The sequence below is a fragment of the Salmonella sp. 2020_1395 genome (assembly GCF_043848115.1).
Taxonomy (GTDB): Bacteria; Pseudomonadota; Gammaproteobacteria; order Enterobacterales; family Enterobacteriaceae; genus Salmonella; species Salmonella enterica.
This window is the reverse complement of the sequence record NZ_JBCMFH010000017.1, coordinates 57,839-81,971: the sequence shown is the minus strand read 5'-3', so window position 1 is coordinate 81,971 and position 24,133 is coordinate 57,839. Positions and strand designations below refer to the sequence as shown.

Below are 24,133 nucleotides of genomic sequence, written 5' to 3'. Positions count from 1 at the left end.
ACCGACATTTTTCAAGCCGAGTCGCCACAGCCTGAAATGTCGATGTCCGCTTTCAGTTATTTAAAGATAGCCAGCTCATCCCAAATCGCATCAATACGCGCGGTAACTTCAGGATCTTTAACAATAGGACGACCCCACTCGCGTTGGGTTTCGCCCGGCCATTTGTTTGTGGCATCCAGCCCCATTTTTGAACCCAGCCCGGAGACCGGCGAGGCAAAATCCAGGTAGTCAATCGGCGTATTTTCAACCAGCACCGTATCCCGCGCAGGGTCCATACGGGTGGTAATCGCCCAGATCACATCATTCCAGTCGCGTGCGTTAACGTCATCATCGCAAACGATAACAAATTTCGTATACATAAACTGGCGCAAAAACGACCAGACGCCCATCATGACGCGTTTCGCATGACCAGCGTACTGCTTTTTCATCGTCACTACCGCCAGGCGGTAAGAACACCCTTCCGGCGGCAGATAAAAGTCGACGATTTCCGGAAACTGTTTTTGCAGAATAGGCACGAAGACTTCATTGAGCGCCACCCCTAATACCGCAGGCTCATCGGGCGGACGCCCGGTATAGGTGGAGTGATAGATGGCATCCTCACGCTGCGTAATATGCGTGACGGTAAAGACCGGAAAGCTATCCACTTCATTATAATAGCCCGTATGATCGCCATACGGTCCTTCCGGCGCCATCTCTCCCGGCTCAATGTAACCTTCAAGGATAATCTCGGCGCTGGCAGGCACTTCCAGATCGTTAGAAAGGCATTTAACCACTTCAGTTTTCGTGCCGCGCAGCAGGCCCGCAAAGGCATACTCCGACAGAGTATCGGGAACAGGAGTCACGGCGCCAAGTATCGTCGCCGGATCGGCGCCCAATGCGACGGAGACCGGGAAACGTTCACCCGGACGCGCGGCTAACCACTCCTGAAAATCCAGCGCGCCGCCGCGGTGAGACAGCCAGCGCATAATCAGCTTATTTTTACCTATCAACTGCTGACGATAAATGCCCAGGTTTTGCCGCTCTTTGTGCGGACCACGCGTTACCGTCAGTCCCCAGGTAATCAGCGGCGCGGCGTCGTCCGGCCAACAGGTCATGACTGGAAGACGCGTTAAATCGACATCATCGCCAGACGCGATTTTCTGCTGGCAAGGCGCGCCGCGTAACCGTTTCGTCGGCATATTCAGCACTTGCTTAAACTGCGGCAGCTTGTCAAACAGATCGCGAAAGCCTTTCGGCGGCTCAGGTTCTTTCAGAAACGCTAATAATTTACCCACTTCCCGTAATGCGGAAACATCATCCTGCCCCATGCCCATCGCCACGCGTTTTGGCGTGCCAAAAAGGTTGCACAGCACCGGCATGGAGTAACCTTTAGGATTTTCAAACAGCAACGCCGGTCCACCGGCACGCAGCGTGCGGTCAGCGATTTCCGTGATTTCCAGATGAGGATCCACAGGTAGCGTGATGCGTTTTAGTTCCCCCTGCTGCTCAAGTAGCGTCAGGAAGTCGCGTAAATCGTGATATTTCATGGCGTCCATTGTAGCCTCTTGGTAAGCGCATCATTATACGGCGTTCATCATCGGGATGCTGTATTTTTGTTAAATTAGCGTGAACTCTGGCAACCAACGCTAATCCAGATACGGCTTAAAGGATGAAGTGTATAATTAACTTCGCGCATGGCTTTTGCTATGCTTGCGCCCCGAACAAGCGGATAAGAGTCATTATGCAATCCTGGTATTTACTGTACTGCAAACGCGGGCAACTTCAGCGTGCTCAGGAACACCTCGAAAGACAAGCGGTAAGTTGCCTGACACCGATGATCACCCTGGAAAAAATGGTACGCGGAAAACGTACCTCCGTTAGCGAACCGCTCTTTCCTAATTATCTGTTCGTTGAATTTGATCCGGAAGTGATACATACCACTACAATCAACGCCACGCGCGGCGTCAGCCATTTTGTGCGCTTTGGCGCGCATCCTGCGATCGTGCCTTCCAGCGTTATTCATCAGCTTTCTATCTACAAGCCCGAAGGCGTTGTCGATCCTGAAACCCCCTATCCCGGCGATAGCGTCATCATCACGGAAGGCGCATTTGAAGGGCTGAAAGCGATTTTTACCGAACCGGATGGCGAAACGCGTTCGATGTTACTGCTTAATTTACTCAATAAAGAAGTGAAGCAGAGCGTAAAAAACACCGGTTTTCGCAAGATTTAGCGATCATTCAGAATACGACCTCAAATAAGGTTCTGGCGTTGGCATCTGTCATCGCCGCTAACCATTGCGGATCTTCACCACGCCATAGCGCAATGCGCTCCAGGATGTGAGGTAGATACGCGGGCTCGTTGCGTCGTGACGTTGGTTTCGGCGTAAGATCGCGAGGCAACAGATACGGCGCGTCGGTTTCTATCAGTAGCTTTTCCGCTGGAATAAACGGTAAGAGTTCACGTAGCTCAAGTCCGCGTCGTTCGTCGCAAACCCACCCGGTAATACCGATATAGAGTCCTCTGTCCACACAGTCCTGCATTTGCTGGCGTGAACCGGTAAAGCAGTGCAGTATTGCACCAGGAAGACTATCCAACCAGGGATCAAGCAATGCCAGAAATCGCTCATGCGCGTCCCGGCAGTGCATAAAGATTGGCATCTGTAATTCGGCGGCAATTTGTAGCTGCGCCTGAAAGGCACGCTCCTGCTCCTGCGGCGTGGAAAAATTACGATTGAAATCCAGCCCGCACTCACCGATAGCGACGACTTCTGGCTGGTTCGCCAGCGCAATAATGGCGTCTTCAGACGCGGATGACCACTGACTGCTGTCATGGGGATGGACGCCAGCCGTCGACCAACAATGGGGGTAGCGCCGCGCCAGTTTTAACGCCTGCTGACTTTCATGGATGTTCGTTCCGGTCAGTAGCATACCTTTTACTCCCGCCGCAAACGCACGGGCGACCACATCATCACGATCTTTTGCAAACTGGCTACTGGTTAAATTAACGCCAATATCAAACATGCTTGCCCCCATATGACAACCGCCCTGGCGGGCGGTTGTGTTTAGTCTTCAGTGTGCTCGGCCTTTTCGGTTTCGGCCTCGTTATCTTCGTCGCGCGTCCGTCGCTTACCGACATAAAAGCGTGAGCAGAAAACGCCAATTTCAAACAGGCAGTACATCGGTATCGCCAGCAACGTTTGCGAGAAAACATCTGGCGGCGTAAGCAGCATTCCCACAATGAATGCCCCGACCAGGATATAAGGCCGTTTTTTACGCAAATCTTCTGGCGTGGTGATGCCCATCCAGCACAGCAACACAATCGCCACCGGCACTTCAAAGGCTACGCCAAAGGCCATAAAAAGCGCCATGACAAAGCTAAGATAGCTGGCGATATCTGTCGAAACCTGTACCCCTTCCGGCGCCGTATGCGTCAGGAAACCAAAGGCCAAAGGGAATACGACAAAATAGGCGAAGGCCATACCAATGTAGAAAAGCAGCGAGCTGGATACCAGCAGCGGTACGACCAGACGACGCTCATGCTTATACAGCGCCGGGGCGATAAAGGCCCAAACCTGGTACAAAATGACAGGCGCGGATAAGATCAAAGACACCATGAAGGTGAGTTTGATAGGCGTAAAAAACGGCGACGCCACATCCGTCGCAATCATTGTCGCCCCTTGCGGCATCTGTTTAATCAGCGGTGCGGCGACTAAATGATAAATATCATTGGCGAAATAAATTAACGCCAGAAAAATCAGAAGTACTGCGACGATGCAGTTTAGCAGGCGCTTACGCAACTCGATCAGATGCGTGATAAGCGGTTGAGTATCTTCTACAGCCATGTTTACGGTTTATCACTCGACGAGGGGGAAGATTCGACAACAGGCGCAGCGGATTTCTTCTCGGCGTCTATCGTGGCTACGGAAGCGGTTTCCGTCGACTCAGGCACGTTAGCTTTAACAGGCTCCGGCTTTTGTTCCGGCGCGCTCGCCTGTGTTTCAGCGGCGGCAGGGGTGACGCCCTCATGCTGCGTTTCGTTCCCTTTTACCACCGGATTATGGATGGTATGCGCTTCATCGCTCGCTTGTTCGGGATCGTTAGCGCTGTAGGTGCGTTTCATCGACTCCGCCGCCTGACGCAGTTCATCCATAGATGCTTTCAGCTCGGGAGTCAGATTTTCCAGGCTCGCCTTTTCGACTTTTTTCAGACTGTCCTGGAACTCCTGAAGTTTCAGTTCCTGAGTCAGTTCATTCTGAACCGTTGTCGCAAGGGACCGCAACGCGCGAATCCAGCCCGCTACCGTTTTTACCGCTACTGGCAATCGTTGCGGCCCCAACACAATGAGGCCGATAACGAACACTAACAGCAGTTCGCTAAAACCGATATCAAACACGGATTATACCTGCTCTTTATCTTGGCTTTTAGCGTCTTCCTTTTTCGCTTCGCCTTGCTTATCCGCGATAGATTTAGCGGTAAAATCAGCGTCCTGACTGGTTTTATCCTGTTTGGCATCATCATCGCTCATGGCCTTTTTAAAGCCTTTGATAGACGCGCCAAGATCGGAACCGATGGAACCGAGTTTTTTGGTGCCGAACAGCAGTACGACGATAACGGCAACAATCAACAACTGCCAAATACTGATACCACCCATACATGTTCCTCTGTGATAGATGATGAATTATTAGGGCCGCATTATACACATTATCCTTCGCGCTGCCTCTTTGTTAGCCGCTTTCGCCCGCCCTATTCACATACTTTTACATACGACCGGGACGACATTGACTTGCGGCCTGAGTACTGCCTCGAGTGATAATATGTACCTGCGTGACACAACCGGCGTTGAGCGATAAAAAATCTCAACGAGTTTTACGCCAGCCAACCAGCCAGACAACTACGCCGCCGACCATGAGCCAGCCAGGCATCAATCCCCATTCAGGGCGGTTGACGAGTAAGAATGACCCGCTCAGTAACAGCGTTGCGCCAATTCCCAATAAATAACGAGACTGACTTTGGCGCACATGGTTTACCTGTAACTCGCGCGCAATCTTATCAACACTGTGCTGTAAATATTTGCCCTGGCGCAAACTGTCGTACACCAATTCAGGTATTTCTGGCATTTTTTCGACCCAGAACGGCGCTTTTTCTTTAAGAGCCCGCGTGAGAGCCGGAATACCCACCTGATCTTTAATCCAGGACTCAAGAAACGGCTTCGCCGTTTTCCACAAATCAAGCTGAGGATAAAGTTGCCGCCCAACCCCTTCAACATACAATAATGTTTTCTGCAACAACACCAGTTGCGGCTGGACTTCCATGTTAAATCGACGCGCTGTATTGAAAAGGTTTAACAACACATGACCAAACGAGATTTCCGCGAGCGGCTTTTCAAAGATAGGTTCACAGACGGTGCGGATGGCAAACTCAAAATCTTCAACGTTGGTATCTGGCGGAACCCAGCCTGAATCGACATGCAGTTCTGCCACCTTTCGGTAATCGCGATTAAAAAACGCGATAAAGTTTTCAGCCAGATAACGCTTATCTTCTTTGTTTAGCGACCCGACGATACCGCAGTCAATGCCGATATATTGCGGGTTTTCAGGGTGTTCATGGCTGACAAAAATATTTCCCGGATGCATGTCCGCATGGAAAAAGCTGTCGCGGAAAACCTGGGTGAAGAAAACTTTAACCCCGCGTTCCGCCAGCAGTTTCATGTTGGTGCCGTTCTTTTCCAGGGCCGCCACATCCGAAACCGGAATGCCGTATATCCGCTCCATCACCATCATGTTCTGGCTACAGTAATCGGAGTACACCTCCGGGATATATAGCATGGGACTATTTTCAAAATTGCGGCGTAACTGAATCGCGTTGGCCGATTCCCGCAGCAGATTCAGCTCATCGATCAGCGTTTTCTCATACTCACGCACCACTTCCGTCGGGCGCAGACGACGCCCATCCGGCAACAGGCGTGGTACCCAGCGAGCAAGGCGATAAATCAGTTTCAGGTCTGCCTGAATTACCGGCAAAATATCCGGGCGAATGACCTTAATAACCACTTCTTTACCGTTTGATTTCAATCGCGCGGTATGTACCTGGGCGATTGACGCCGACGCTAAAGGCTGGATATCAAAGTCGTCAAACCAGGCTTCGACAGGTAGCCCCCCCATCGCCTCTTCAATCTGGGCTTTCGCCAGCCGACCATCGAATGGCGCGACTTTATCCTGGAGCAAAGCGAGCTGATCGGCGATTTGCGGCGGGAACAGGTCACGGCGCGTGGAGAGCATCTGACCAAATTTGATCCAGACCGGTCCCAGCTCTTGCAACGCCAGTCTTAATCGTTCACCCAGCAATTTATCTTTATGCCGGTTTGGCATCCAGAACAGCGAATAGCGCCATAATCGGAGTGGCAGTGTAAGACGCATTCGGGGGATGAGTTCATCAAGGCCGTAGCTTAGAAACGTGCGGATGATGAAATATAGGCGCCGTACTTCACCTGGCGTCATTTGGCCTCCAGTTTTTCCAGCCGTGTGGTCAGAGAATCTACGGCGCGCTCAACAGCCGCGGTTTCTTCGGCAAACCATGCGACTTCCAGCGGGCCAGGCGCCATACGCCACTCTTCAGTGATCGCTTCAGCGGCATAACGCTGCTGGCGTTGAAACCCGTGGCGCAGGAATTTAGCCCCGCCACGCACGACCTTACCGATACTTTCCGCCGCAATATCACCCGTGTATGGCGCCAACAGCTCCGCAGGATCGAATTCGGCGAGATCGGCGAGCGCCACAAAATTTTGCACGACCTGAATATCGCCCTGCACTTCCAGTTCGCCGCTGCGAATAAGCGCGGCCAACTGCTGACGATCGCGTAGTTTTGGCAAAACGCTAGCTTGAGTGATTACCGTACAGTCCGCTTCGCCTTCCCATGCCCCCAGCACATCAACCTGGCGTTCACTGAATACCAGGACTAATGGCATCGAAAATCCCTTTAGTTTCACACACAGTACTTTTCCCTGTAAGCGCGTTCTGGCTGATTTCAGCGCTGGCGAACGATACAGAAACGTATTGAGGAGACCTTCAATTCCTGCGGTCACTAAGGGTTTAAAAGGCATTCCACCCTCCTAGAATTTATAACCACGGTGCAATGCCACAACGCCCGCCGTCAGATTGTAATAATCCACGCTCTCAAATCCGGCGTCCTGCATCATGGCTTTTAAGGTATCCTGATCGGGATGCATACGGATGGATTCCGCGAGATACCGATAGCTATCCGCATCGTTTGCGACCATCGAGCCAATACGCGGTAAAATATGGAAAGAATAGGCGTCATACGCTTTACTCAGCGGCTCAATGATAGGCTTGGAAAATTCAAGCACCAGTAAACGTCCGCCGGGTTTCAACACACGGAACATTGACCGCAGCGCTTTTTCTTTTTCCGTTACATTGCGCAAACCAAACGAAATGGTAATGCAATCAAACGTATTATCAGGGAAAGGCAGAGCTTCGGCATTCGCCTGCACATACTCTACGTTGCCGATCACGCCGATATTACGCAGCTTCTCACGCCCCATTTTGAGCATGGAATCATTAATATCCGCCAGGATAACTTTGCCAGTTTCCCCGACCATACGTGAAAATTTCGCGGTAAGATCGCCCGTACCACCCGCTAAATCGAGAACGGTTTGTCCACGACGCACGCCACTGCAATCAATGGTGAAGCGCTTCCACAAACGATGAATGCCAAATGACATTAAGTCATTCATCACATCGTACTTTGACGCCACAGAATGAAAAACGTGGGCCACCATGTCAGCTTTCTGCTCTTTAGCGACGGTCTGAAAGCCAAAGTGCGTCGTTTCTTGTGAATCTTCCACCATCTCAGTGCCTGCTTATCGATAAAAATGTTCAAGAAGTGTAACAGATTGGGCCAATTTGCCCTACTCTGCGCCAGGACTAAACTACTCCGTATGGGTTAACTTAACTGCTGCTTCACCCGTTCATCATTGGGATAATGTTCATCCTGCCGCCCTTCAGGGATCGATCGTAAACGATATTCTTCATCTTGCGTAACGGCCTGTTCCGCTAAATCCGGATTAATCTCGCGTTTGATTTCCACGCCTAGCCCCCGGAAGGCCTCCGCCTGCGCCAAAACGTTGCCACGCCCCGACGCAAGTTTTTTCATCGCCTGGCGGTAGTTATCCTGCGCTTTATCCAGACTCTGACCGATCGCTGACATATCATCAACGAACAACCGCATTTTATCGTAGAGCTTACTGGCTCTGTCTGCGATGTGCTGCGCATTGCGGCTCTGGTGTTCATAGCGCCACAGGTTGGCGATTGTCCGTAACGCCACCAGCAGCGTCGTGGGGCTTACCAGCATAATGTTATTTTTCAGCGCCTCGGTTATCAGTTCGGGCTGTTTATCTAACGCCAGCAGGAAAGCGGGTTCTACGGGGATAAACATCAGAACATAGTCCAGCGAGCGGAGGCCGGGAAGCTGCTGGTAGTCTTTACGCCCCAGTAAGCGAATATGATTGCGCACCGAGGCGATGTGCTCTTGTAAAGCGGCCTCGCGCGTATAGTCATCTTCAGCGTTAAAGTAACGCTCGTAGGCGACCAACGTCATTTTAGCGTCGATGACCACATCTTTGCCCTGCGGCAAGCGGACGATGACATCCGGCTGCATCCGCGAGCGCGCATCGTTCTCAATACTAACCTGGGTTTCGTATTCGTAGCCTTCACGCAGTCCGGATGCCTCCAGCACCCGCGCCAGCACAACTTCGCCCCAGTTTCCTTGCGCCTTATTGTCCCCTTTCAGGGCGCGCGTCAGGTTGATCGCTTCCTGCGCCATTTGCGCGTTAAGCTGCTGCAAATTACGAATTTCGTGCGCCAGCGTATGCCGCTCCTGCGCTTCTTTGCCAAAACTCTCCTGAACCTGGCGGCGAAAACCGTCCAGTTGCTCACGCAGCGGCGTCAGCAGGCTATTCAGGCTTTGTCGGTTTTGTTCGTCTACGCGACGATTACTGTGTTCAAAAATACGGTTCGCCAGATTTTCAAACTGCTCGCTTAAACGCTGTTCGCTGTTGATCATCTGACGGATTTTGTCTTCCGCGTGTTGTTGAGTCGCTTCCAGACGGGTCGTGACTTCACGCAGATCGGCTTCCAGAGAGGTATTGATACTGTGCAGGCTGCGCAGTTCGTTATTAAGTAACTCGCATTCACTGCGCCAGTGCGCTTCTTGCGCTAATTGCTGCCGGGCCGCGCTAAGTTCGATATCCAGCTCACGCCGTTCTTCGATAAGATCGGCGCGGATTTGATCGGCGTGCGCTTTCGTCGCCAGCCAGCCAATCACCACCCCAGCCGCCAGCGCCACGACGGCGCTTATCATAAGAGTAATATCCACAACACCTCTCCTGGAACCACACTGTCCTGCACAAAATAGAATTGTGCTGTATAAACGTCCAGTTTAAAAGGGATTTCCTGCGAGGCGCCACGCAAAAAGAAAAGGCCGAACGCGTCGGCCTTTGCAAAAGAGAGGAGAATTACAGCAGACGACGGGCCGCTTCCACGACGATTTTCACCGCGTGGCTTTCAGTTTGTTTCATCGTTTCCGCATTCGGAATCTCTTGTTGGGTACGGTTGACGATAACGCCCGCCACCATACCTGCGCGTAACCCCTGGCTTGCGCACATGGTTAACAGCGTAGCGGATTCCATTTCGTAGTTCATTACGCCCATCGCCTGCCACTCTTCCATAGAGCCTTTGAAGCGACGAACAACGCGGCCAGAATAGGTGTCGTAACGTTCCTGACCCGGATAGAAAGTGTCGGAAGAGGCGGTTACGCCAACGTGAGTCGTGGCGCCAATCGATTTCGCGGCTTCAACCAGCGCAGTGGTGCAGGCAAAGTCGGCAACCGCCGGGAATTCCATCGGCGCAAAATGCAGGCTCGCCCCATCCAGACGAACGGATGCGGTCGTTACCAGAACGTCGCCGACGTTAATGTGCGGCTGAATAGCCCCCGTGGTGCCGATACGCAAGAAGGTACGAATACCCAGTTGCGCCAGTTCTTCCACGGCAATAGAGGTAGACGGGCCGCCGATACCGGTAGAGCAAACGATAACTGCTTTGCCATCCAGCTCAGCGCGCCAGGAGGTGAATTCGCGGTGAGATGCCAGCTTAACCGGCTTATCCATCAGCGCGGCGATCTTTTCCACACGCTCAGGATCGCCAGGGACGATGGCGAGCTGGGCCCCTTGTAAATCGTTTTTGGTGAGGCCGAGATGAAAAACATCAGACTTGGACATATAAAACTCCTCTGTGAATCGGGTTTGTCAGAAGAAGCAAAAAGACACTTTACCTAAGGCATAAAGATATTTTCGTGACAGCCATCACTATGGCGTAAAACAATTGCACTCGATTACCATTAAAAAGTGATGCGCATCACAATAAATAATCAATATCGCCAGGCATTGCACAAAAGATAGCCGCTTTAAGGCAATGTGGTTTGTTACACACTGTCTATAGTTAAGATTGCGCTATTTTTTAAGGGTACGGAGAATACCATGACAACGACACATCCATCCGGCTTTGCACCTGCAGCTTCCCCACTTGCCCCTACGATGATTCATACGCCTGATGGGGCCATTAGCGCGGGGATAACGTCGATTCCCTCTCAGGGCGACGATATGCCAGCCTATTACGCCAGACCAAAGGCAAGCGACGGCGCGCTGCCTGTGGTCATTGTGGTACAGGAAATTTTTGGCGTACATGAACACATTCGCGATATTTGCCGACGACTGGCGCTGGAAGGCTATCTCGCTATCGCGCCGGAGCTCTATTTCCGCGAAGGCGACCCCAATGATTTCGCCGATATACCCACATTATTGAGCGGGCTGGTGGCTAAAGTACCCGATTCGCAAGTCCTTGCCGACCTGGATCACGTCGCCAGTTGGGCTTCGCGCAACGGCGGGGATGCGCATCGGCTGATGATCACCGGTTTTTGTTGGGGAGGCCGAATTACCTGGCTGTACGCCGCGCACAACCCACAGTTAAAAGCAGCGGTAGCGTGGTACGGCAAGCTGGTGGGCGACACGTCACTCAATTCGCCGAAGCATCCCGTTGATATCGCCACCGATCTTAACGCGCCGGTACTGGGTTTATACGGCGGGCAGGATACCAGTATTCCACAGGAGAGCGTGGAAACCATGCGTCAGGCGCTACGCGCCGCTAATGCGAAGGCGGAAATCGTGGTCTATCCCGATGCAGGGCACGCGTTTAATGCCGATTATCGTCCGGGCTACCACGAAGCCTCAGCGAAAGACGGCTGGCAAAGAATGCTGGAATGGTTCGCGCAGTACGGTGGGAAAAAAGGCTAACCACAGCGCATTACGATGTTTGTTGGGCCTACGAGACCGGAGTCGGTGTAGGCTCAACAAAGCGTCATCGCCACGTTAGCTATGCTTTACCACAGCATTTTTTATATTTTTTGCCGCTGCCGCAGGGACAGAGATGGTTACGACTGACGGCTCCTGTGTCTTTACGCGCGTCCTGCGCCAGCCAGCGCATGATCGATGCCATCGGATAGCCTTGCGCCAGCAGCTCCCGCCAGACATTCATATACGGCGTAACGTGCTGGAAAAAATGCTTATAGCCCGCACACAAGTAATTATGCGCAGGATGACCGGACGGCGAGACGGCAAAGCGATGCTTCGGACAGCCGCCATGACACGCAAAGCGGTAGTCACAGCGACGACAATCGGCGGTCAGGGTCTCCCGCTTGGCCTCGCCAAACACAATAGCCCGCTCGCTATTATTTAAGGTTTTGATGCTGTGCTGGTGGATATTCCCCAGCAGATGTTCCGGGTAGACAAAGTGGTCGCAGTTGTAGAGATCGCCGTTCGACTCCAACGCGAAGGCATGTCCACAAGTCTCGGAATGTACACACAGTACCGGCTGCTGCGCCGTCCAGGCGGCTAACGCCACGTCAAACATCTGCACATAGACGCGGTCTACGTCGCGACGAACCCAGATATCAAAGATCTGGTTGAGAAATTCGCCATATTGCCACGACGGTACCGTCCATGGCGCCAGCTTTGCCGCGCTTTCGCCGGGCATCACCAGATTAAGTACCGATGAGTTATCGGTGCTCATTCGCTCTACCAGCGGGATAAACTGAATAAAACGCGATCCCGCCGCCAGAAGAAATTCGTAGACGTCTGCTGCATGACCGACGTTATGTTTTCCCACGACGGTTAAGGTATTAAAGTCGACATGGTGCGCTTTAAGCCGCGCCATGGCTGCGACGACCTGTTCATGAGTTCCTTTTCCAGCGCGATTAAGCCGATAGTGGTTGTGTAACGACGCCGGACCGTCGATAGAGAGACCGATGAGAAAATGCTGTTCAGCGAAAAAGCGCGCCCACTCGTCATTCACCAGGATGCCGTTCGTCTGCAACGCATGAGTGATTTTTCGCCCATCGCCGTACTTTTCACATAATGCGACAACCCGACGGAAAAACGGTAGTCCCATCATGGTCGGTTCGCCGCCCTGCCAGGCAAAGTCAATGCGGTCGCCACTCTGCGCGGCAATATGCTGGCGTATAAATTGTTCCAGCGTCTCGTCCGACATCCGCCAGTTTTTATTGCGTTCCGGGTACAGCGCCTCTTTTTCAAGATAGAAGCAATATGTGCAATCAATATTGCAGATCGCGCCGCCGGGTTTGGCCATTACGTGACAACCTGCTACCGCCATGTCAGACATCTCCGTTAAAAAATAAGGTTCACCAGCGCCATGAGACAATGCGACGTTTATCGTCGCCAGGGAACATAACAGAATGGAAAACCTCGTTTTGTGCTATGAGAGCGCTGGGCGATCATGACAGGAAAAACGATCTGCGAGGCAATAAAATCCGCCGCGCTGCTTCCGGGGACGCTATCCGCCTGGTTGTCATTCATACGGAGAACCTTTTTATTATCAAGATCGCCAAATAGCCAGATCCTGAAAAAGACAGCGCGGAAAATAAGAAAAAGGGAAATGAGAAAAAAGAGGAGATAGAGGCGCTGTTAATCAGGTCAGGCACGGGCGCTACCCGTCAAAGGGTAGCGCCGCATTGCTGCCGGATAAACGCAGCGGCCAGGATGGGTTATTTCGCCTGACGCAGATTGTGCGCCGCTTTGACCATGTTCGCTAACGCCGCGCGGGTTTCCGGCCAACCGCGAGTTTTCAGACCGCAGTCCGGATTCACCCACAGGCGTTGTGCCGGAATACGTTGTGCCGCCTTCTTCAGCAGGGCTTCAATCCACTCGACGCTCGGCACGTTCGGCGAGTGAATATCGTACACGCCCGGCCCGATTTCGTTCGGGTAGTCGAACGCTTCGAACGACTCCAGCAACTCCATATCCGAGCGGGAGGTCTCAATGGTGATCACATCCGCATCCAGCGCGGCGATCGAATCCATAATGTCGTTGAACTCGCAGTAACACATGTGGGTGTGGATCTGGGTTTCATCCTTCGCCACCGCCGCGTTGATGCGGAAGGCTTCCACACCCCATTCCAGATAGGCGTCCCAGTCGCTGCGACGCAGCGGTAGACCTTCGCGCAGCGCCGGTTCGTCGATCTGAATAATCCCAATCCCCGCCGCCTCCAGATCCGCGACTTCATCACGCAGCGCCAGCGCAATCTGTTTCGCAATCGTTTCGCGGGTCACGTCTTCGCGGGGGAATGACCAGCAAAGAATAGTCACCGGGCCGGTCAACATCCCTTTTACCGGCTTGTCGGTCAGCGACTGGGCATATTTCGCCCACTCCACGGTAATCGGTGCCGGACGGCTGATATCGCCAATCACTACCGGCGGTTTCACACAGCGGGAGCCATAGCTTTGCACCCAACCATTCTGGGTAAAGACGAAGCCGTCCAGATGCTCGCCGAAGTATTCCACCATGTCGTTTCGCTCGGCTTCGCCGTGTACCAGCACATCCAGCCCTAAACGCTCCTGCTCGATGATAGCCTGTTTGATATGTTCGGCGATGCCGGTGCGGTAGTTATTCGCGTCGAGGTTGCCCTTTTTGAAGTCCAGACGCAGGCCGCGAATTTCCGTGGTTTGCGGAAACGAACCGATAGTCGTCGTCGGCCAGGCGGGAAGTTTAAAGCGGGCGCGTTGCGCTTCAGCGCGCACCTCATACGGATTCTCACGCTGGCTGTCCTGCGCGGTGATCGCCGCCAGGCGTTTTTCTACCGCGGCATTATGTACGCGACGGGAGTGACGACGAGCCTGAATCGGTGCGCTCCATTCCTCAAGCGCCGCCGTTTCGCCGCTGTTCAGCGCATCGCGCAGCAACGCCAGTTCACCGCATTTTTGCAGCGCAAAGGCAAACCAGCTTTTAACTTCCGTATCCAGACGCGTTTCGACGCTGAGATCGATCGGGCTGTGCAGCAAAGAGCAGGAGGATGCTACCCACAGCGCGCGTTTGCCCACAAGGGCGTTAATCTGCGCGTATTTTTCGGTCAAATCGGCGCGCCAGACATTACGCCCGTTAATCAAGCCTGCGGAAAGCAGCCAGTCGACCGGCAGACGTTGATGCAGTTCCGCTACATCATCTTTGCCATGAATGAGGTCAACATGTAGCCCCTGTACCGGTAGCGCGATAATAGTGTCCAGGTTTGGCGTCACGCCTTCAAAATAGGTCGTCAGCAACAGCTTCACCTGGCCGGCGAGCGCGTCGTAAGCCGGTTTGAAGGCATCCAGCCACGCCTGCGGCAGTTCCAGCACCAGCGCTGGCTCATCAATTTGGACCCACTCAATACCACGTTTTGCCAGTTCAGCCAGCACGTGCTGATACACCGGCAAAATGTCTTTCAGCAACGTCAGGCGGTCAAACGGCTCGCCTTTCACTTTACCCAGCCACAGATACGTGACAGGCCCTAGCAGTACGGGTTTGATCTTATGCCCCAGCGCCAGCGCTTCGTCCACTTCCTCCAGCAACTGTGTCCAGGTGAGTCTGAACTGCTGGCCTTTGCTGAACTCCGGTACTATGTAGTGATAGTTAGTATTAAACCATTTGGTCATTTCCGCTGCCGCCGCCGGTTCGCCGGTTGGCGCGCGACCGCGGCCAATGCGGAACAGCGTGTCGATGTCCACGGAACCGTCGTTGTTCTGATGACGAGCCGGCACATTGCCTAACAGCAGGCTGGTGGTCAGAACATGGTCGTACCAGGCAAAGTCGCCTACCGGTAACAGGTCAATACCCGCTTGTTTCTGCTGCTCCCAGTGACGCGCGCGCAGTTCGCGGCCCACCGCCAGTAACGCTTCACGCGTTGAGTTCCCCGCCCAGTAGCTCTCTTGCGCTTTTTTCAACTCGCGACGCAGGCCAACGCGAGGAAAACCGAGGGTATGAGTCAATATTGTCATTTTACTTCCTCTAATTATATGTAAATCCTAAGTATTTTAAATTCAGGGAAGGCGGCAAGTTTGCTCATCCCCGGGAGCTTACATCAGTAAGTGACCGGGGTGAGGAAACGCAGCCAACGCACCATCAATTTAAAAGACGACGGATTTTGGACGTCTGGATGTTTACACATCCATAATGTAAAGGTACTGTATATTCCTCAAGCGCAATTTGTTCATGGCGAAGTGAAGGACTTTCATGATCGAAATTAAACATCTGAAAACACTCCAGGCATTGCGGAATAGTGGATCGCTGGCTGCGGCGGCGGCGGTGCTGCACCAGACCCAATCCGCTCTGTCTCATCAGTTCAGCGATCTGGAACAACGCCTTGGCTTCCGCCTGTTCGTGCGTAAAAGCCAGCCGCTGCGCTTTACGCCGCAGGGGGAAGTTCTGCTGCAACTGGCAAACCAGGTGCTGCCGCAAATCAGCCGTGCGCTGCAGGCGTGCAACGAACCGCAGCAAACTCGTCTGCGCATCGCTATTGAATGTCATAGCTGTATTCAGTGGCTGACCCCGGCGCTGGAAAACTTCCGTGCAAGCTGGCCGCACGTAGAAATGGATTTCACATCCGGCGTCACTTTTGATCCGCAACCGGCCTTGCAACAAGGCGAGCTGGATTTGGTGATGACATCGGATATTTTGCCGCGCAGCGGGCTGCATTATTCGCCGATGTTTGATTTTGAAGTCCGACTGGTGCTGGCGCCCGACCATCCGCTGGCCAGCAAAACGCAGATTACGCCGGAAGATTTAGCCAGCGAAACGCTGTTGATTTACCCGGTGCAGCGCAGCCGACTGGATGTCTGGCGACATTTCCTGCAACCGGCGGGTATCAGTCCGCTGCTGAAAAGCGTGGATAATACGCTACTGCTGATTCAGATGGTGGCGGCCAGAATGGGTATTGCCGCCCTGCCGCACTGGGTGGTGGAAAGCGTTGAGCGCCAGGGTCTGGTGGTGACCAAAACCCTGGGTGATGGTCTGTGGAGCCGCCTGTATGCCGCCGTGCGCGACGGCGACCAGCGTCAGGCGGTGACCGAGGCGTTTATTCGCTCGACGCGGGATCACGCCTGCGATCATCTGCCGTTTGTGCGGAGCGCGGAGCGACCCATTTTCGATGCACCCACAGCGAAGCCAGGATCACAGCCGCGCCCGTAATAAAGCTTGGCCAGTGGGGCTGCTGATGCCAGATGGCAAGATTAACCAGTAGTCCTGCGGGAACATGCATATTATTCATGATGCCCAGCGTCCCGGCGTCTACCTGGGTAGCGCCATAGTTCCACATAAAGTAGCCAATGCCGGACGCCACCACGCCGAGAAACACCAGAATGCTCCATTGCAGCGTGGTTTCCGGCAGCTTTTGCGCGTTCCCCAACAGCGACCACGCCACCGCCGCCACCAAAAACGCCCCCAGATAGAACCACGCAAAGGCGTTGTGCTGCGGCATGGGACGGGTCTCCATCAGACGTTTATACCCCACCATTCCGATAGCGAAACTGATATTAGAAAGCTGCACCAGGAGCAAACCGACCCAAAAATGGTCGGTCACGCGATCGTAGCGAATAATCCCGGCGCCAATCACCGCCAGCAACGCGCTAAATGCATAGCCCCAGCGCAAACGACGCTGACTCATCACATCGTAAATCAGCGTGATATAGAGCGGCGTCAGAACGGTAAACAGCAGCAGTTCGGATACGGTCAGGTAGAGGTAAGCATGGAAGCTCAACATATACATGATGCCAAGCTGCATCGCCCCCACCAGCATATACAGGCTGATGGTTTTTAGGTTGTGCCCGCGAGTACGCAAAAACGGCAGAAAAACGAGCGCCGCCAGCCCAACGCGTATCAGCACCGCGAAATAGCTATCGACATGCCCGGCAAGATACTCGCCAAATAAACTAAAGGAGAAAGCCCACAGGATAGTGGTAATGATGAGTAGCGCCACAATGGATGTCTCTTAAAACAGGGAACACCCATTGTAGCGGAGAGTGAAGTTGACAACTGGTCAACTAACAAACAATCACATCAGCGTAAGAAAAGATCGCGCAGGTAATGCGGCACGGCGTTATCCGCGTTGATGCCGATCACCTCAAGTTCGGGATACAGGTCTTTCAGACGCTGGTGCGCATTGCCCATGATGCAGCCTTTGCCCGCCATCGTGAGCATTTCAGCGTCGTTCATTCCGTCGCCAAAGGCGATACACTCTTTCAGGCTGTACCCCATCGCCTGAGCGACCGCTTCCAGCGCATGACCCTTCGACACTCCGCCCGCCATCACTTCCAGACAGGTTAGCGTAGAGAAGCTCACGTTTACCCGATCGCCCCAGCGCGCGTTAATCGCCTGCTCCAGCGGCAACAACTTTTCATGAGTGTCGCTGGTGAAAAACACTTTGCTGACGCCCTCCGGCTCCAGCAGCGCAGGCTCAAACAACGAGTAGTTAAATACCGCCTCTTTGAAAAAACGCATTTCATCGGGGCGATGACGATTCATAAACCATTCGTCGTCGCGATAAACGTTAGTCACGATGTCCGGGTTCGCATTCACCACGCCGAACAGGTCGCTGGCAATGTCGCTGTCCAGATTATGCGTAAAAACCAACTTCCCGTCGGTATCGTGCACTCGCGCGCCGTTGGAGGTGATCATGTAAGACTTGATTTCAAGATTATCGCGGATTTGCCCTACATCGACATGATGACGACCAGTGGCAAAGACAAAATGGATGCCGCGTGCGGTCAACAGCTTCAGAGTCTCTTTGGCATAAGGGGACAACGTATGGTCGGGGGAGAGCAGCGTGCCATCTAAATCAGACGCAACAACCTGATACATAATAAAATTTAACCTCTAAGCAAAGCGATTTCCGCTGGATAAATTAGGCTTGTTGAAAAATTCAACAATGGCGTTAAGCGCGACTGAGCGCATGGCGTCCTTTTCAAAAAGGATCTCATGGTACGCGCCTTTGATAACCAGCGGTTTTCCCCCTTCACAAGGGTATCCCGCCGCGGCGCGAATTTCACAAAAACGATCGTGGGTGCGGTTATCCACTACCCGCTCTTCTTCCGCCTGAATCAGTAGCGTAGGCGTCGTGTCATCGCTCGCCCCAGCCAGAACCTGCTCACCCGCCAGAATGCCTTCGCGTACCCAATGCCAGGTGGGGCCGCCAACGCGCAGCTGCGGCTCGTCGGCATAAAATCGTAAGTTGCGCTGATAACGCTGGCGGCTGTGGGTCAGCGCATTCATCCCAAACGGCAACGCCCGCCACTGACCGGTACCAATAGCGTAATCTTCACGGATACGCTGGTGCCCCTCGGCCCAGTCGAGAATATGGCGCACCATAAAGGAAGGCAAGCGTATCACAATACCAAACATCGGCGCGGTGAGCGCAATAGCGTCGCACCGCACACGATGGCGTTGCAGGAACAGGGTGGCTATCGCGCCCCCCATTGAGTGCGCCAGGATATAACGCTTACGCCACGGCCCCGGCTCAATTTCCTGCTGCCAGAACGCCGCTAAGTCCTCAACATAATCGTTAAAATGATCAACATGACCCCGATGCGGGTCCGATAACATCCGCCCGGAGCGCCCTTGACCACGGTGGTCGATGATGAAGATATCAAAACCGAGATGAAAAAGGTCATACGCCAGTTCAGCGTATTTTACATAACTCTCAATGCGGCCAGGACAAATGACGATCGTCCGATCGTTGGAATCATTTCGAAAACGGACAAAGCGCACCGGAATGTTACCCACGCCGATAAACTCTGCCTCTTCCCGCTGACGCCAGAAATCGGTCAGCGGCCCCATAGCAAAAGCGGCAAACGCATTTTCTCTTGTTTCCCAGTCATTTTGCTGCTGAAACATCGGGTTTTCGGCCTCGTTTACCAGGTAAAATCGTTTTTTGCGTCGTGCCTGACACAACACAGCGGCAGTAGCGTATTGTGGCACAAAAACAGACAACCAGGGAGTTTCGCATGACCTTTGAATGGTGGTTCGCCTATCTACTGACCTCAACTCTGCTGAGTCTTTCTCCGGGTTCAGGCGCCATCAATACCATGACGACGTCTATCAACCATGGATATCGTGGCGCAGCGGCTTCTATCGCCGGACTCCAGACCGGACTGGGGATACATATCGTACTGGTGGGCGTCGGACTGGGTACGCTCTTTTCGCGCTCGCTCCTCGCTTTTGAAATTCTGAAATGGGCTGGCGCGGCTTATCTTATCTGGCTGGGTATCCAGCAATGGCGCGCCGCAGGCGCTATCGATCTGCATACCCTCGCCCAGACGCAATCGCGGGGTCGGCTGTTCAAACGGGCGATATTTGTCAATCTAACCAATCCCAAAAGTATTGTCTTTCTTGCCGCCCTGTTTCCGCAATTCATCATGCCGCAGCAACCGCAACTGGCGCAGTACCTCATTCTCGGCGTCACCACGATTGTGGTGGATATGATTGTGATGACCGGTTACGCCACGCTGGCGCAGCGCATTGCCGCCTGGATTAAAGGACCAAAGCAGATGAAGGCGCTGAATAAAGCGTTTGGTTCGTTGTTTATGCTGGTAGGCGCGCTCCTGGCGTCGGCAAGACACGCGTGATAGTCGTGCCGGATGATGTTTATCCGGCCCGGAGGTAAATTAGCGCGAAATAATCAGGTGAATACCAAAGCCCGCAAACAGAGCGCCGGCAAAACCATCAATCCATTTCGCCAGACGCTGATAGCCGCGGCGCATTTTCGGCAGCGCGAACAGGCTGGCGACTACGGTAAACCAGGCCAGCGTTTCCAGGGTAATTAACGCGAAAATACCCCAGCGCGCCGCAGCGCCGACGTTATCGCCGACAAACAGTGAAAAAACGGAACCAAAATAGATAATCGCTTTAGGATTCGACAGATTGGTCAACAGCCCTTTGAGAAAACTGCGCCCGCTCTGCGCCAGTTCAATGTGCGGAGAAGACGCCGCCGCATCCTGTTTTTTCAGCGCGCCGCGCAGCATCTGATAGCCCATCCAGCACAGGTACAGGCCGCCACCTACCATAATGATCGTATGCAGCCAGGCCATTTTTTCGATGATGAGATGCAGGCCAAGCAGCGCCACGCCCGCCCATACCATCACGCCGCAGGTGATGCCCAGTACGCCCATCATCGCTTCTTTACGCGAACGGCTGACAGCAGTTTGAGACACGAAGAAAAAGTCGGGGCCGGGGCTCATTAGCGCAACGATGTGCACCATTGCCACGGTGAAAAATAGCATCATCATAAAAATGGCTCGCGGGGAAATAGTTCAGTGAGTCACCATCCTGGCACTTTTTTGCCGGGCTGACTACTCTTCGTCATCACCATCGACATGCGCGCGGATGAGCGCCATGAATTCTTTCCCGAAGCGCTCCAGTTTGCGCATCCCAACCCCGTTAACGCTTAACATCTCGCTGGCGGAAACTGGCATCTGTTCCGCCATTTCTATCAGCGTGGCGTCGTTAAAGACCACATACGGCGGGATATTCTCTTCATCAGCGATAGCTTTACGCAGCTTGCGCAACTTAGCGAACAATTTGCGATCGTAATTACCGCCGAACGATTTCTGCATCACGCGGGGTTTGAGGGCGACGATGCGCGGCACCGCAAGCTTTAACGGAACGTCTCCACGGAGTACCGGACGCGCGGCATCCGTCAACTGTAATGCGGAGTGCTGCGCAATATTTTGCATTACCAGCCCCAGATGAATGAGCTGGCGAATCACGCTCACCCAGTGCTCATGGCTCTTTTCGCGTCCCATGCCATAAACCTTGAGTTTGTCATGACCGAAATCGCGGATGCGTTGGTTATTCGCGCCGCGGATCACCTCGACAACGTAGCCCATGCCAAAACGCTGGTTAACCCGACCAATGGTAGAAAGCGCAATCTGGGCATCGTTTAAGCCATCATATTGTTTGGGCGGATCGAGACAGATATCGCAGTTGCCGCACGGTTCTTGTCGGCCTTCGCCAAAGTAATTAAGTAATACCAGGCGGCGGCAGGTTTGCGCTTCGGCAAAAGCGCCCATCGCATTCAGTTTATGCCGTTCAATATCCTGAAGCTGTCCGGCTGGTTTCTCTTCCAGACAACGACGTAGCCAGGCCATGTCAGCCGGATCGTAAAATAGCATGGCTTCCGCAGGCAGTCCGTCGCGCCCGGCGCGGCCCGTTTCCTGATAGTAGGATTCAATATTGCGCGGGATATCGAAATGCACGACGAAACGTACGTTAGGTTTGTTTATGCCCATTCCAAAAGCGACGGTCGCCACCACGATTTGCAGATCGTCGCGCTGAAATTTTTCCTGCACATCGGCGCGAATAGCGTTTTCCAGCCCCGCATGATAGGCCGCCGCGCTAATGCCGCGACTTTGCAAGCGCGCAGCGGTATCTTCCACTTTCGCCCGACTGTTGCAGTAGATGATACCCGATTTGCCGCGTTGCTCCTGAACATAGCGCATTAGCTGGTCGAGCGGCTTAAACTTCTCCATCAGCATGTAGCGGATATTCGGTCGGTCAAAGCTACTGATCTGGATTAACGGATCGTTAAGCCCAAGCAGACGAATAATATCCAGGCGCGTGGTGTCGTCGGCGGTGGCGGTCAATGCCATAAACGGCAAAGCGGGAAAACGCTGGCGAAGCTGACCGAGAGCCGCATATTCCGGACGGAAATCATGTCCCCATTGCGAGATACAGTGCGCTTCATCCACCGCCAGCAATACCGGATTCCAGTGCGCCAGATGATCAAGAAAGTTGTCCAGCATCAGGCGTTCCGGCGCAATATACAGCAGACGAATCTGTCCGGTACGGCACCCCGCCATCACCTCAAGCTGCTGCTCGCGGCTTTGAGTGGAGTTCAGACAGGCCGCCGCCACACCGTTCGCCAGTAGCTGATCGACCTGGTCTTTCATCAACGAGATCAGGGGCGAAACGACGACGGTCAATCCGTCCAGCAACAACGCGGGGATTTGATAGCACAGAGATTTGCCGCCGCCGGTGGGCATGACGACCAGACAGTCGCGACCGGAGAGCGCAGTATCAATAATCGCTTCCTGGCCCGGGCGAAACTGTTGGTAGCCAAAGGTTTCCTGCAAAACCTGTTTGGCCCCTGATTCCAGATTCAACACTTCCGCCTGCGCCACATTAACCCCGTTCACCATAAATCAAAACAGGCGCTATTTTCAGCGCCTGCGAGAGAAACTGCAATGTTTAAAACACAATCCAATCAGAAGATATCGTTAAGCATCACGCCGACGCCGACACGTGTCTGATTAAAATTATAGTCGATCAGCGATTCGCCATAGCCGCTGTACACCTGGGTATAAAGCCGGACATGTTTGGTGACCGGATAGCTTAATCCAACTTCCGCGCCGCCGTAGCCTGTATTCCAGTTGTACTGGCCTTTGGCGCTTAATACCGCCTCGCCCAGGTGATAACCGATTTTAAGCTGGTAATAACCCATATATTTGGTGATGTCCGGATTATCGTCGGTACTGCCAATCACGTACCACGGTTTGACCTCTACCAGCCAGTTACCGTTTTCGGCCATCAGACGGGTATACAGACGGTTCCAGCTACGCGAGGTGGGGTCCGAACGTCCGTTAGAGTCATGGTTGTAGCCCATCTCTACGTCGCGCAGCGTCCAGCCGGCAAAGCGATAATCGGTAGCAAAACCAAGAAAAAGCTGCGGTTCGTAGTTGGTTTCGCGAAACGGCGAAGACTCTTTACTGTTGGAAAGCTGCCACCAGGATTTCTGCGTATAGGAAGCGCCCAGTACCGAGTTCGGCCCCAGTATTCCGCGCCACAGCGGAAACGCCAGGCTCAACTGAAATTTCACTTCATCTTTACGTGCGTTTTCAGACCAGTTGTAGGTACTTATGGCCTCTTTGTTCAGATCGCTGGTGTTCGTGTAGATCAAGTAGTTCGTGTCATAAGGGTAAAGCGTAAAAGGGTTATCATGCTCCTGTAGCATGTTAGCGATGATACTTCCCCGTACTGCAGGCGCATCATGAACCTCTTTTATCGTAGCTTCTTGTGCATATGCCGCTAATGGCAGTAGCGTGGCTGGCAACAACCCTCTCAAAATCGCCCGCATTCTTGACGTTCTCCTGACGAAGTATTTTCAGCTTGAATCATTCTCTGCCAACCATTTTTACATATTTACACACATAGCCGTTAGTTATCCCTTCTTAAAGTAGAAAACAACAATTAAGAAGCATAATATCAACATTTCATTAACCAACGGAGTATCAGGAATCTATGTCCGCTGTACTTACCGCTGAACAAGCTCTGAAATTAGTGGGTGAAATGTTTGTCTACCACATGCCGTTTAATCGGGCGTTAGGGCTGGAGCTGGAGCGCTATGAAAAAGCGTTCGCCCAACTGGCCTTCAACAACCAGCCGATGATGGTCGGCAACTGGGCGCAAAGCATTTTACACGGCGGCGTAATCGCCTCTGCGCTGGATGTCGCCGCCGGACTGGTATGCGTCGGCAGCACGCTAACTCGCCACGAAACCATCAGCGAAGATGAACTACGCCAGCGCCTGTCGCGGATGGGAACGATTGACCTGCGCGTCGATTACCTGCGTCCGGGCAGAGGCAACCGCTTTACGGCCACCAGTAGCCTGCTGCGCGCAGGGAATAAAGTGGCCGTCGCCCGCGTGGAATTACACAATGAAGATCAGCTGTACATCGCCAGCGCCACCGCTACTTATATGGTGGGATAAAAGC

At 53.3% G+C, this 24,133-nt stretch carries 23 protein-coding genes; 5 read left to right on the top strand and 18 right to left on the bottom strand.

The window, feature by feature from the left end; translation table 11 throughout:
• Positions 1-56: 56 nt before the first annotated feature.
• The gene (gene ubiD, locus ACH0WD_RS20955) at positions 57-1,535 is read right to left on the bottom strand and encodes a 4-hydroxy-3-polyprenylbenzoate decarboxylase (RefSeq protein ID WP_000339768.1); all 1,479 of its coding nucleotides are present in this window, start codon (positions 1,533-1,535) and stop codon (positions 57-59) included.
• A gap of 185 nt (positions 1,536-1,720) precedes the next feature.
• On the opposite strand from ubiD, the gene rfaH reads away from it, so the two are divergent.
• Positions 1,721-2,209, top strand: a complete 489-nt coding sequence (gene rfaH / locus ACH0WD_RS20950) for a transcription/translation regulatory transformer protein RfaH (protein WP_001192410.1) — start codon at positions 1,721-1,723, stop codon at positions 2,207-2,209.
• A 7-nt stretch (positions 2,210-2,216) separates the two neighbouring features.
• On the opposite strand, the gene tatD is transcribed toward rfaH, so the two are convergent.
• The 9 genes from tatD to udp all read right to left on the bottom strand — a co-directional run bounded on the left by tatD (position 2,217) and on the right by udp (position 10,269).
• Entirely contained in the window at positions 2,217-2,999 is a 783-nt protein-coding gene (gene tatD, locus ACH0WD_RS20945) for a 3'-5' ssDNA/RNA exonuclease TatD (protein ID WP_000459644.1), read from the bottom strand.
• 41 nt (positions 3,000-3,040) lie between these two features.
• Positions 3,041-3,820, bottom strand: a complete 780-nt coding sequence (gene tatC, locus ACH0WD_RS20940; RefSeq protein WP_000257554.1) for a Sec-independent protein translocase subunit TatC — start codon at positions 3,818-3,820, stop codon at positions 3,041-3,043.
• A 2-nt stretch (positions 3,821-3,822) separates the two neighbouring features.
• A complete protein-coding gene (gene tatB, locus ACH0WD_RS20935; protein ID WP_000459612.1) occupies positions 3,823-4,371 on the bottom strand; it encodes a Sec-independent protein translocase protein TatB in 549 nt (182 codons plus the stop codon).
• Between the two features lie 3 nt (positions 4,372-4,374).
• The gene (tatA, locus tag ACH0WD_RS20930) at positions 4,375-4,629 is read right to left on the bottom strand and encodes a Sec-independent protein translocase subunit TatA (protein WP_000508972.1); all 255 of its coding nucleotides are present in this window, start codon (positions 4,627-4,629) and stop codon (positions 4,375-4,377) included.
• 205 nt (positions 4,630-4,834) lie between these two features.
• Positions 4,835-6,475, bottom strand: a complete 1,641-nt coding sequence (gene ubiB, locus ACH0WD_RS20925; RefSeq protein ID WP_000187559.1) for a ubiquinone biosynthesis regulatory protein kinase UbiB — start codon at positions 6,473-6,475, stop codon at positions 4,835-4,837.
• Positions 6,472-7,077, bottom strand: coding sequence for a ubiquinone biosynthesis protein UbiJ (gene ubiJ / locus ACH0WD_RS20920; RefSeq protein WP_001116085.1), 606 nt, complete (start codon positions 7,075-7,077; stop codon positions 6,472-6,474). Before ubiJ ends, ubiB begins: the two co-directional genes overlap by 4 nt.
• A gap of 9 nt (positions 7,078-7,086) precedes the next feature.
• On the bottom strand, positions 7,087-7,842 hold the full coding sequence (ubiE, locus tag ACH0WD_RS20915; protein WP_000229009.1) for a bifunctional demethylmenaquinone methyltransferase/2-methoxy-6-polyprenyl-1,4-benzoquinol methylase UbiE: 756 nt from the start codon (positions 7,840-7,842) through the stop codon (positions 7,087-7,089).
• A gap of 95 nt (positions 7,843-7,937) precedes the next feature.
• Positions 7,938-9,368: a DNA recombination protein RmuC gene (gene rmuC / locus ACH0WD_RS20910; protein WP_000355567.1), complete on the bottom strand. Its 1,431-nt coding sequence runs from the start codon at positions 9,366-9,368 to the stop codon at positions 7,938-7,940.
• A 139-nt stretch (positions 9,369-9,507) separates the two neighbouring features.
• The gene (gene udp / locus ACH0WD_RS20905; protein ID WP_000045169.1) at positions 9,508-10,269 is read right to left on the bottom strand and encodes a uridine phosphorylase; all 762 of its coding nucleotides are present in this window, start codon (positions 10,267-10,269) and stop codon (positions 9,508-9,510) included.
• Between the two features lie 258 nt (positions 10,270-10,527).
• Between udp and ACH0WD_RS20900 the strand changes: the two genes are divergently transcribed.
• Positions 10,528-11,340: a dienelactone hydrolase family protein gene (locus ACH0WD_RS20900; RefSeq protein ID WP_000213959.1), complete on the top strand. Its 813-nt coding sequence runs from the start codon at positions 10,528-10,530 to the stop codon at positions 11,338-11,340.
• Between the two features lie 79 nt (positions 11,341-11,419).
• On the opposite strand, the gene ACH0WD_RS20895 is transcribed toward ACH0WD_RS20900, so the two are convergent.
• The gene (locus ACH0WD_RS20895; RefSeq protein WP_000017943.1) at positions 11,420-12,763 is read right to left on the bottom strand and encodes an anaerobic sulfatase maturase; all 1,344 of its coding nucleotides are present in this window, start codon (positions 12,761-12,763) and stop codon (positions 11,420-11,422) included.
• 343 nt (positions 12,764-13,106) lie between these two features.
• Positions 13,107-15,371, bottom strand: a complete 2,265-nt coding sequence (gene metE, locus ACH0WD_RS20890) for a 5-methyltetrahydropteroyltriglutamate--homocysteine S-methyltransferase (protein WP_000154181.1) — start codon at positions 15,369-15,371, stop codon at positions 13,107-13,109.
• 235 nt (positions 15,372-15,606) lie between these two features.
• On the opposite strand from metE, the gene metR reads away from it, so the two are divergent.
• The gene (gene metR, locus ACH0WD_RS20885) at positions 15,607-16,560 is read left to right on the top strand and encodes an HTH-type transcriptional regulator MetR (protein WP_000569781.1); all 954 of its coding nucleotides are present in this window, start codon (positions 15,607-15,609) and stop codon (positions 16,558-16,560) included.
• Here the strand turns inward: metR and ACH0WD_RS20880 are convergent.
• From ACH0WD_RS20880 to pldB, 3 genes are all read right to left on the bottom strand, one after another.
• Positions 16,448-17,347 (bottom strand): carboxylate/amino acid/amine transporter, encoded by a 900-nt coding sequence (locus ACH0WD_RS20880; protein ID WP_001196257.1) that lies wholly within the window; start codon positions 17,345-17,347, stop codon positions 16,448-16,450. The two genes, metR and ACH0WD_RS20880, sit on opposite strands and share 113 nt — an antisense overlap.
• A gap of 80 nt (positions 17,348-17,427) precedes the next feature.
• The gene (gene yigL, locus ACH0WD_RS20875; protein WP_000285331.1) at positions 17,428-18,228 is read right to left on the bottom strand and encodes a sugar/pyridoxal phosphate phosphatase YigL; all 801 of its coding nucleotides are present in this window, start codon (positions 18,226-18,228) and stop codon (positions 17,428-17,430) included.
• Positions 18,229-18,243: 15 nt separating this feature from the next.
• The gene (pldB, locus tag ACH0WD_RS20870; protein ID WP_000487685.1) at positions 18,244-19,260 is read right to left on the bottom strand and encodes a lysophospholipase L2; all 1,017 of its coding nucleotides are present in this window, start codon (positions 19,258-19,260) and stop codon (positions 18,244-18,246) included.
• 110 nt (positions 19,261-19,370) lie between these two features.
• On the opposite strand from pldB, the gene rhtB reads away from it, so the two are divergent.
• Entirely contained in the window at positions 19,371-19,991 is a 621-nt protein-coding gene (gene rhtB, locus ACH0WD_RS20865) for a homoserine/homoserine lactone efflux protein (RefSeq protein WP_000142523.1), read from the top strand.
• 39 nt (positions 19,992-20,030) lie between these two features.
• Here rhtB and rhtC read toward each other — a convergent pair whose 3' ends face one another.
• The 3 genes from rhtC to pldA all read right to left on the bottom strand — a co-directional run bounded on the left by rhtC (position 20,031) and on the right by pldA (position 23,497).
• On the bottom strand, positions 20,031-20,651 hold the full coding sequence (gene rhtC, locus ACH0WD_RS20860) for a threonine export protein RhtC (protein WP_000980080.1): 621 nt from the start codon (positions 20,649-20,651) through the stop codon (positions 20,031-20,033).
• 63 nt (positions 20,652-20,714) lie between these two features.
• Positions 20,715-22,544 (bottom strand): ATP-dependent DNA helicase RecQ, encoded by a 1,830-nt coding sequence (recQ, locus tag ACH0WD_RS20855; RefSeq protein WP_001664819.1) that lies wholly within the window; start codon positions 22,542-22,544, stop codon positions 20,715-20,717.
• 83 nt (positions 22,545-22,627) lie between these two features.
• Positions 22,628-23,497, bottom strand: a complete 870-nt coding sequence (pldA, locus tag ACH0WD_RS20850) for a phospholipase A (RefSeq protein WP_001201692.1) — start codon at positions 23,495-23,497, stop codon at positions 22,628-22,630.
• 164 nt (positions 23,498-23,661) lie between these two features.
• Here pldA and yigI point away from each other — a divergent pair, with 164 nt between their 5' ends.
• Positions 23,662-24,129, top strand: a complete 468-nt coding sequence (gene yigI, locus ACH0WD_RS20845) for an acyl-CoA thioesterase YigI (protein ID WP_001277136.1) — start codon at positions 23,662-23,664, stop codon at positions 24,127-24,129.
• The last annotated feature ends 4 nt before the right edge of the window (positions 24,130-24,133 follow it).

Coding starts and splice junctions, on each gene's coding strand:
- tatA (WP_000508972.1), bottom strand. CDS start 4,629: ATGGGTGGTATCAGTATTTGGCAGTTGTTGATTGTTGCCGTTATCGTC.
- rhtB (WP_000142523.1), top strand. CDS start 19,371: ATGACCTTTGAATGGTGGTTCGCCTATCTACTGACCTCAACTCTGCTG.
- rhtC (WP_000980080.1), bottom strand. CDS start 20,651: ATGATGATGCTATTTTTCACCGTGGCAATGGTGCACATCGTTGCGCTA.
- rfaH (WP_001192410.1), top strand. CDS start 1,721: ATGCAATCCTGGTATTTACTGTACTGCAAACGCGGGCAACTTCAGCGT.
- tatD (WP_000459644.1), bottom strand. CDS start 2,999: ATGTTTGATATTGGCGTTAATTTAACCAGTAGCCAGTTTGCAAAAGAT.
- ubiJ (WP_001116085.1), bottom strand. CDS start 7,077: ATGCCTTTTAAACCCTTAGTGACCGCAGGAATTGAAGGTCTCCTCAAT.
- yigL (WP_000285331.1), bottom strand. CDS start 18,228: ATGTATCAGGTTGTTGCGTCTGATTTAGATGGCACGCTGCTCTCCCCC.
- udp (WP_000045169.1), bottom strand. CDS start 10,269: ATGTCCAAGTCTGATGTTTTTCATCTCGGCCTCACCAAAAACGATTTA.
- metE (WP_000154181.1), bottom strand. CDS start 15,371: ATGACAATATTGACTCATACCCTCGGTTTTCCTCGCGTTGGCCTGCGT.
- ubiE (WP_000229009.1), bottom strand. CDS start 7,842: ATGGTGGAAGATTCACAAGAAACGACGCACTTTGGCTTTCAGACCGTC.
- ACH0WD_RS20900 (WP_000213959.1), top strand. CDS start 10,528: ATGACAACGACACATCCATCCGGCTTTGCACCTGCAGCTTCCCCACTT.
- tatC (WP_000257554.1), bottom strand. CDS start 3,820: ATGGCTGTAGAAGATACTCAACCGCTTATCACGCATCTGATCGAGTTG.
- pldA (WP_001201692.1), bottom strand. CDS start 23,497: ATGCGGGCGATTTTGAGAGGGTTGTTGCCAGCCACGCTACTGCCATTA.
- yigI (WP_001277136.1), top strand. CDS start 23,662: ATGTCCGCTGTACTTACCGCTGAACAAGCTCTGAAATTAGTGGGTGAA.
- ubiD (WP_000339768.1), bottom strand. CDS start 1,535: ATGGACGCCATGAAATATCACGATTTACGCGACTTCCTGACGCTACTT.
- metR (WP_000569781.1), top strand. CDS start 15,607: ATGATCGAAATTAAACATCTGAAAACACTCCAGGCATTGCGGAATAGT.
- ubiB (WP_000187559.1), bottom strand. CDS start 6,475: ATGACGCCAGGTGAAGTACGGCGCCTATATTTCATCATCCGCACGTTT.
- pldB (WP_000487685.1), bottom strand. CDS start 19,260: ATGTTTCAGCAGCAAAATGACTGGGAAACAAGAGAAAATGCGTTTGCC.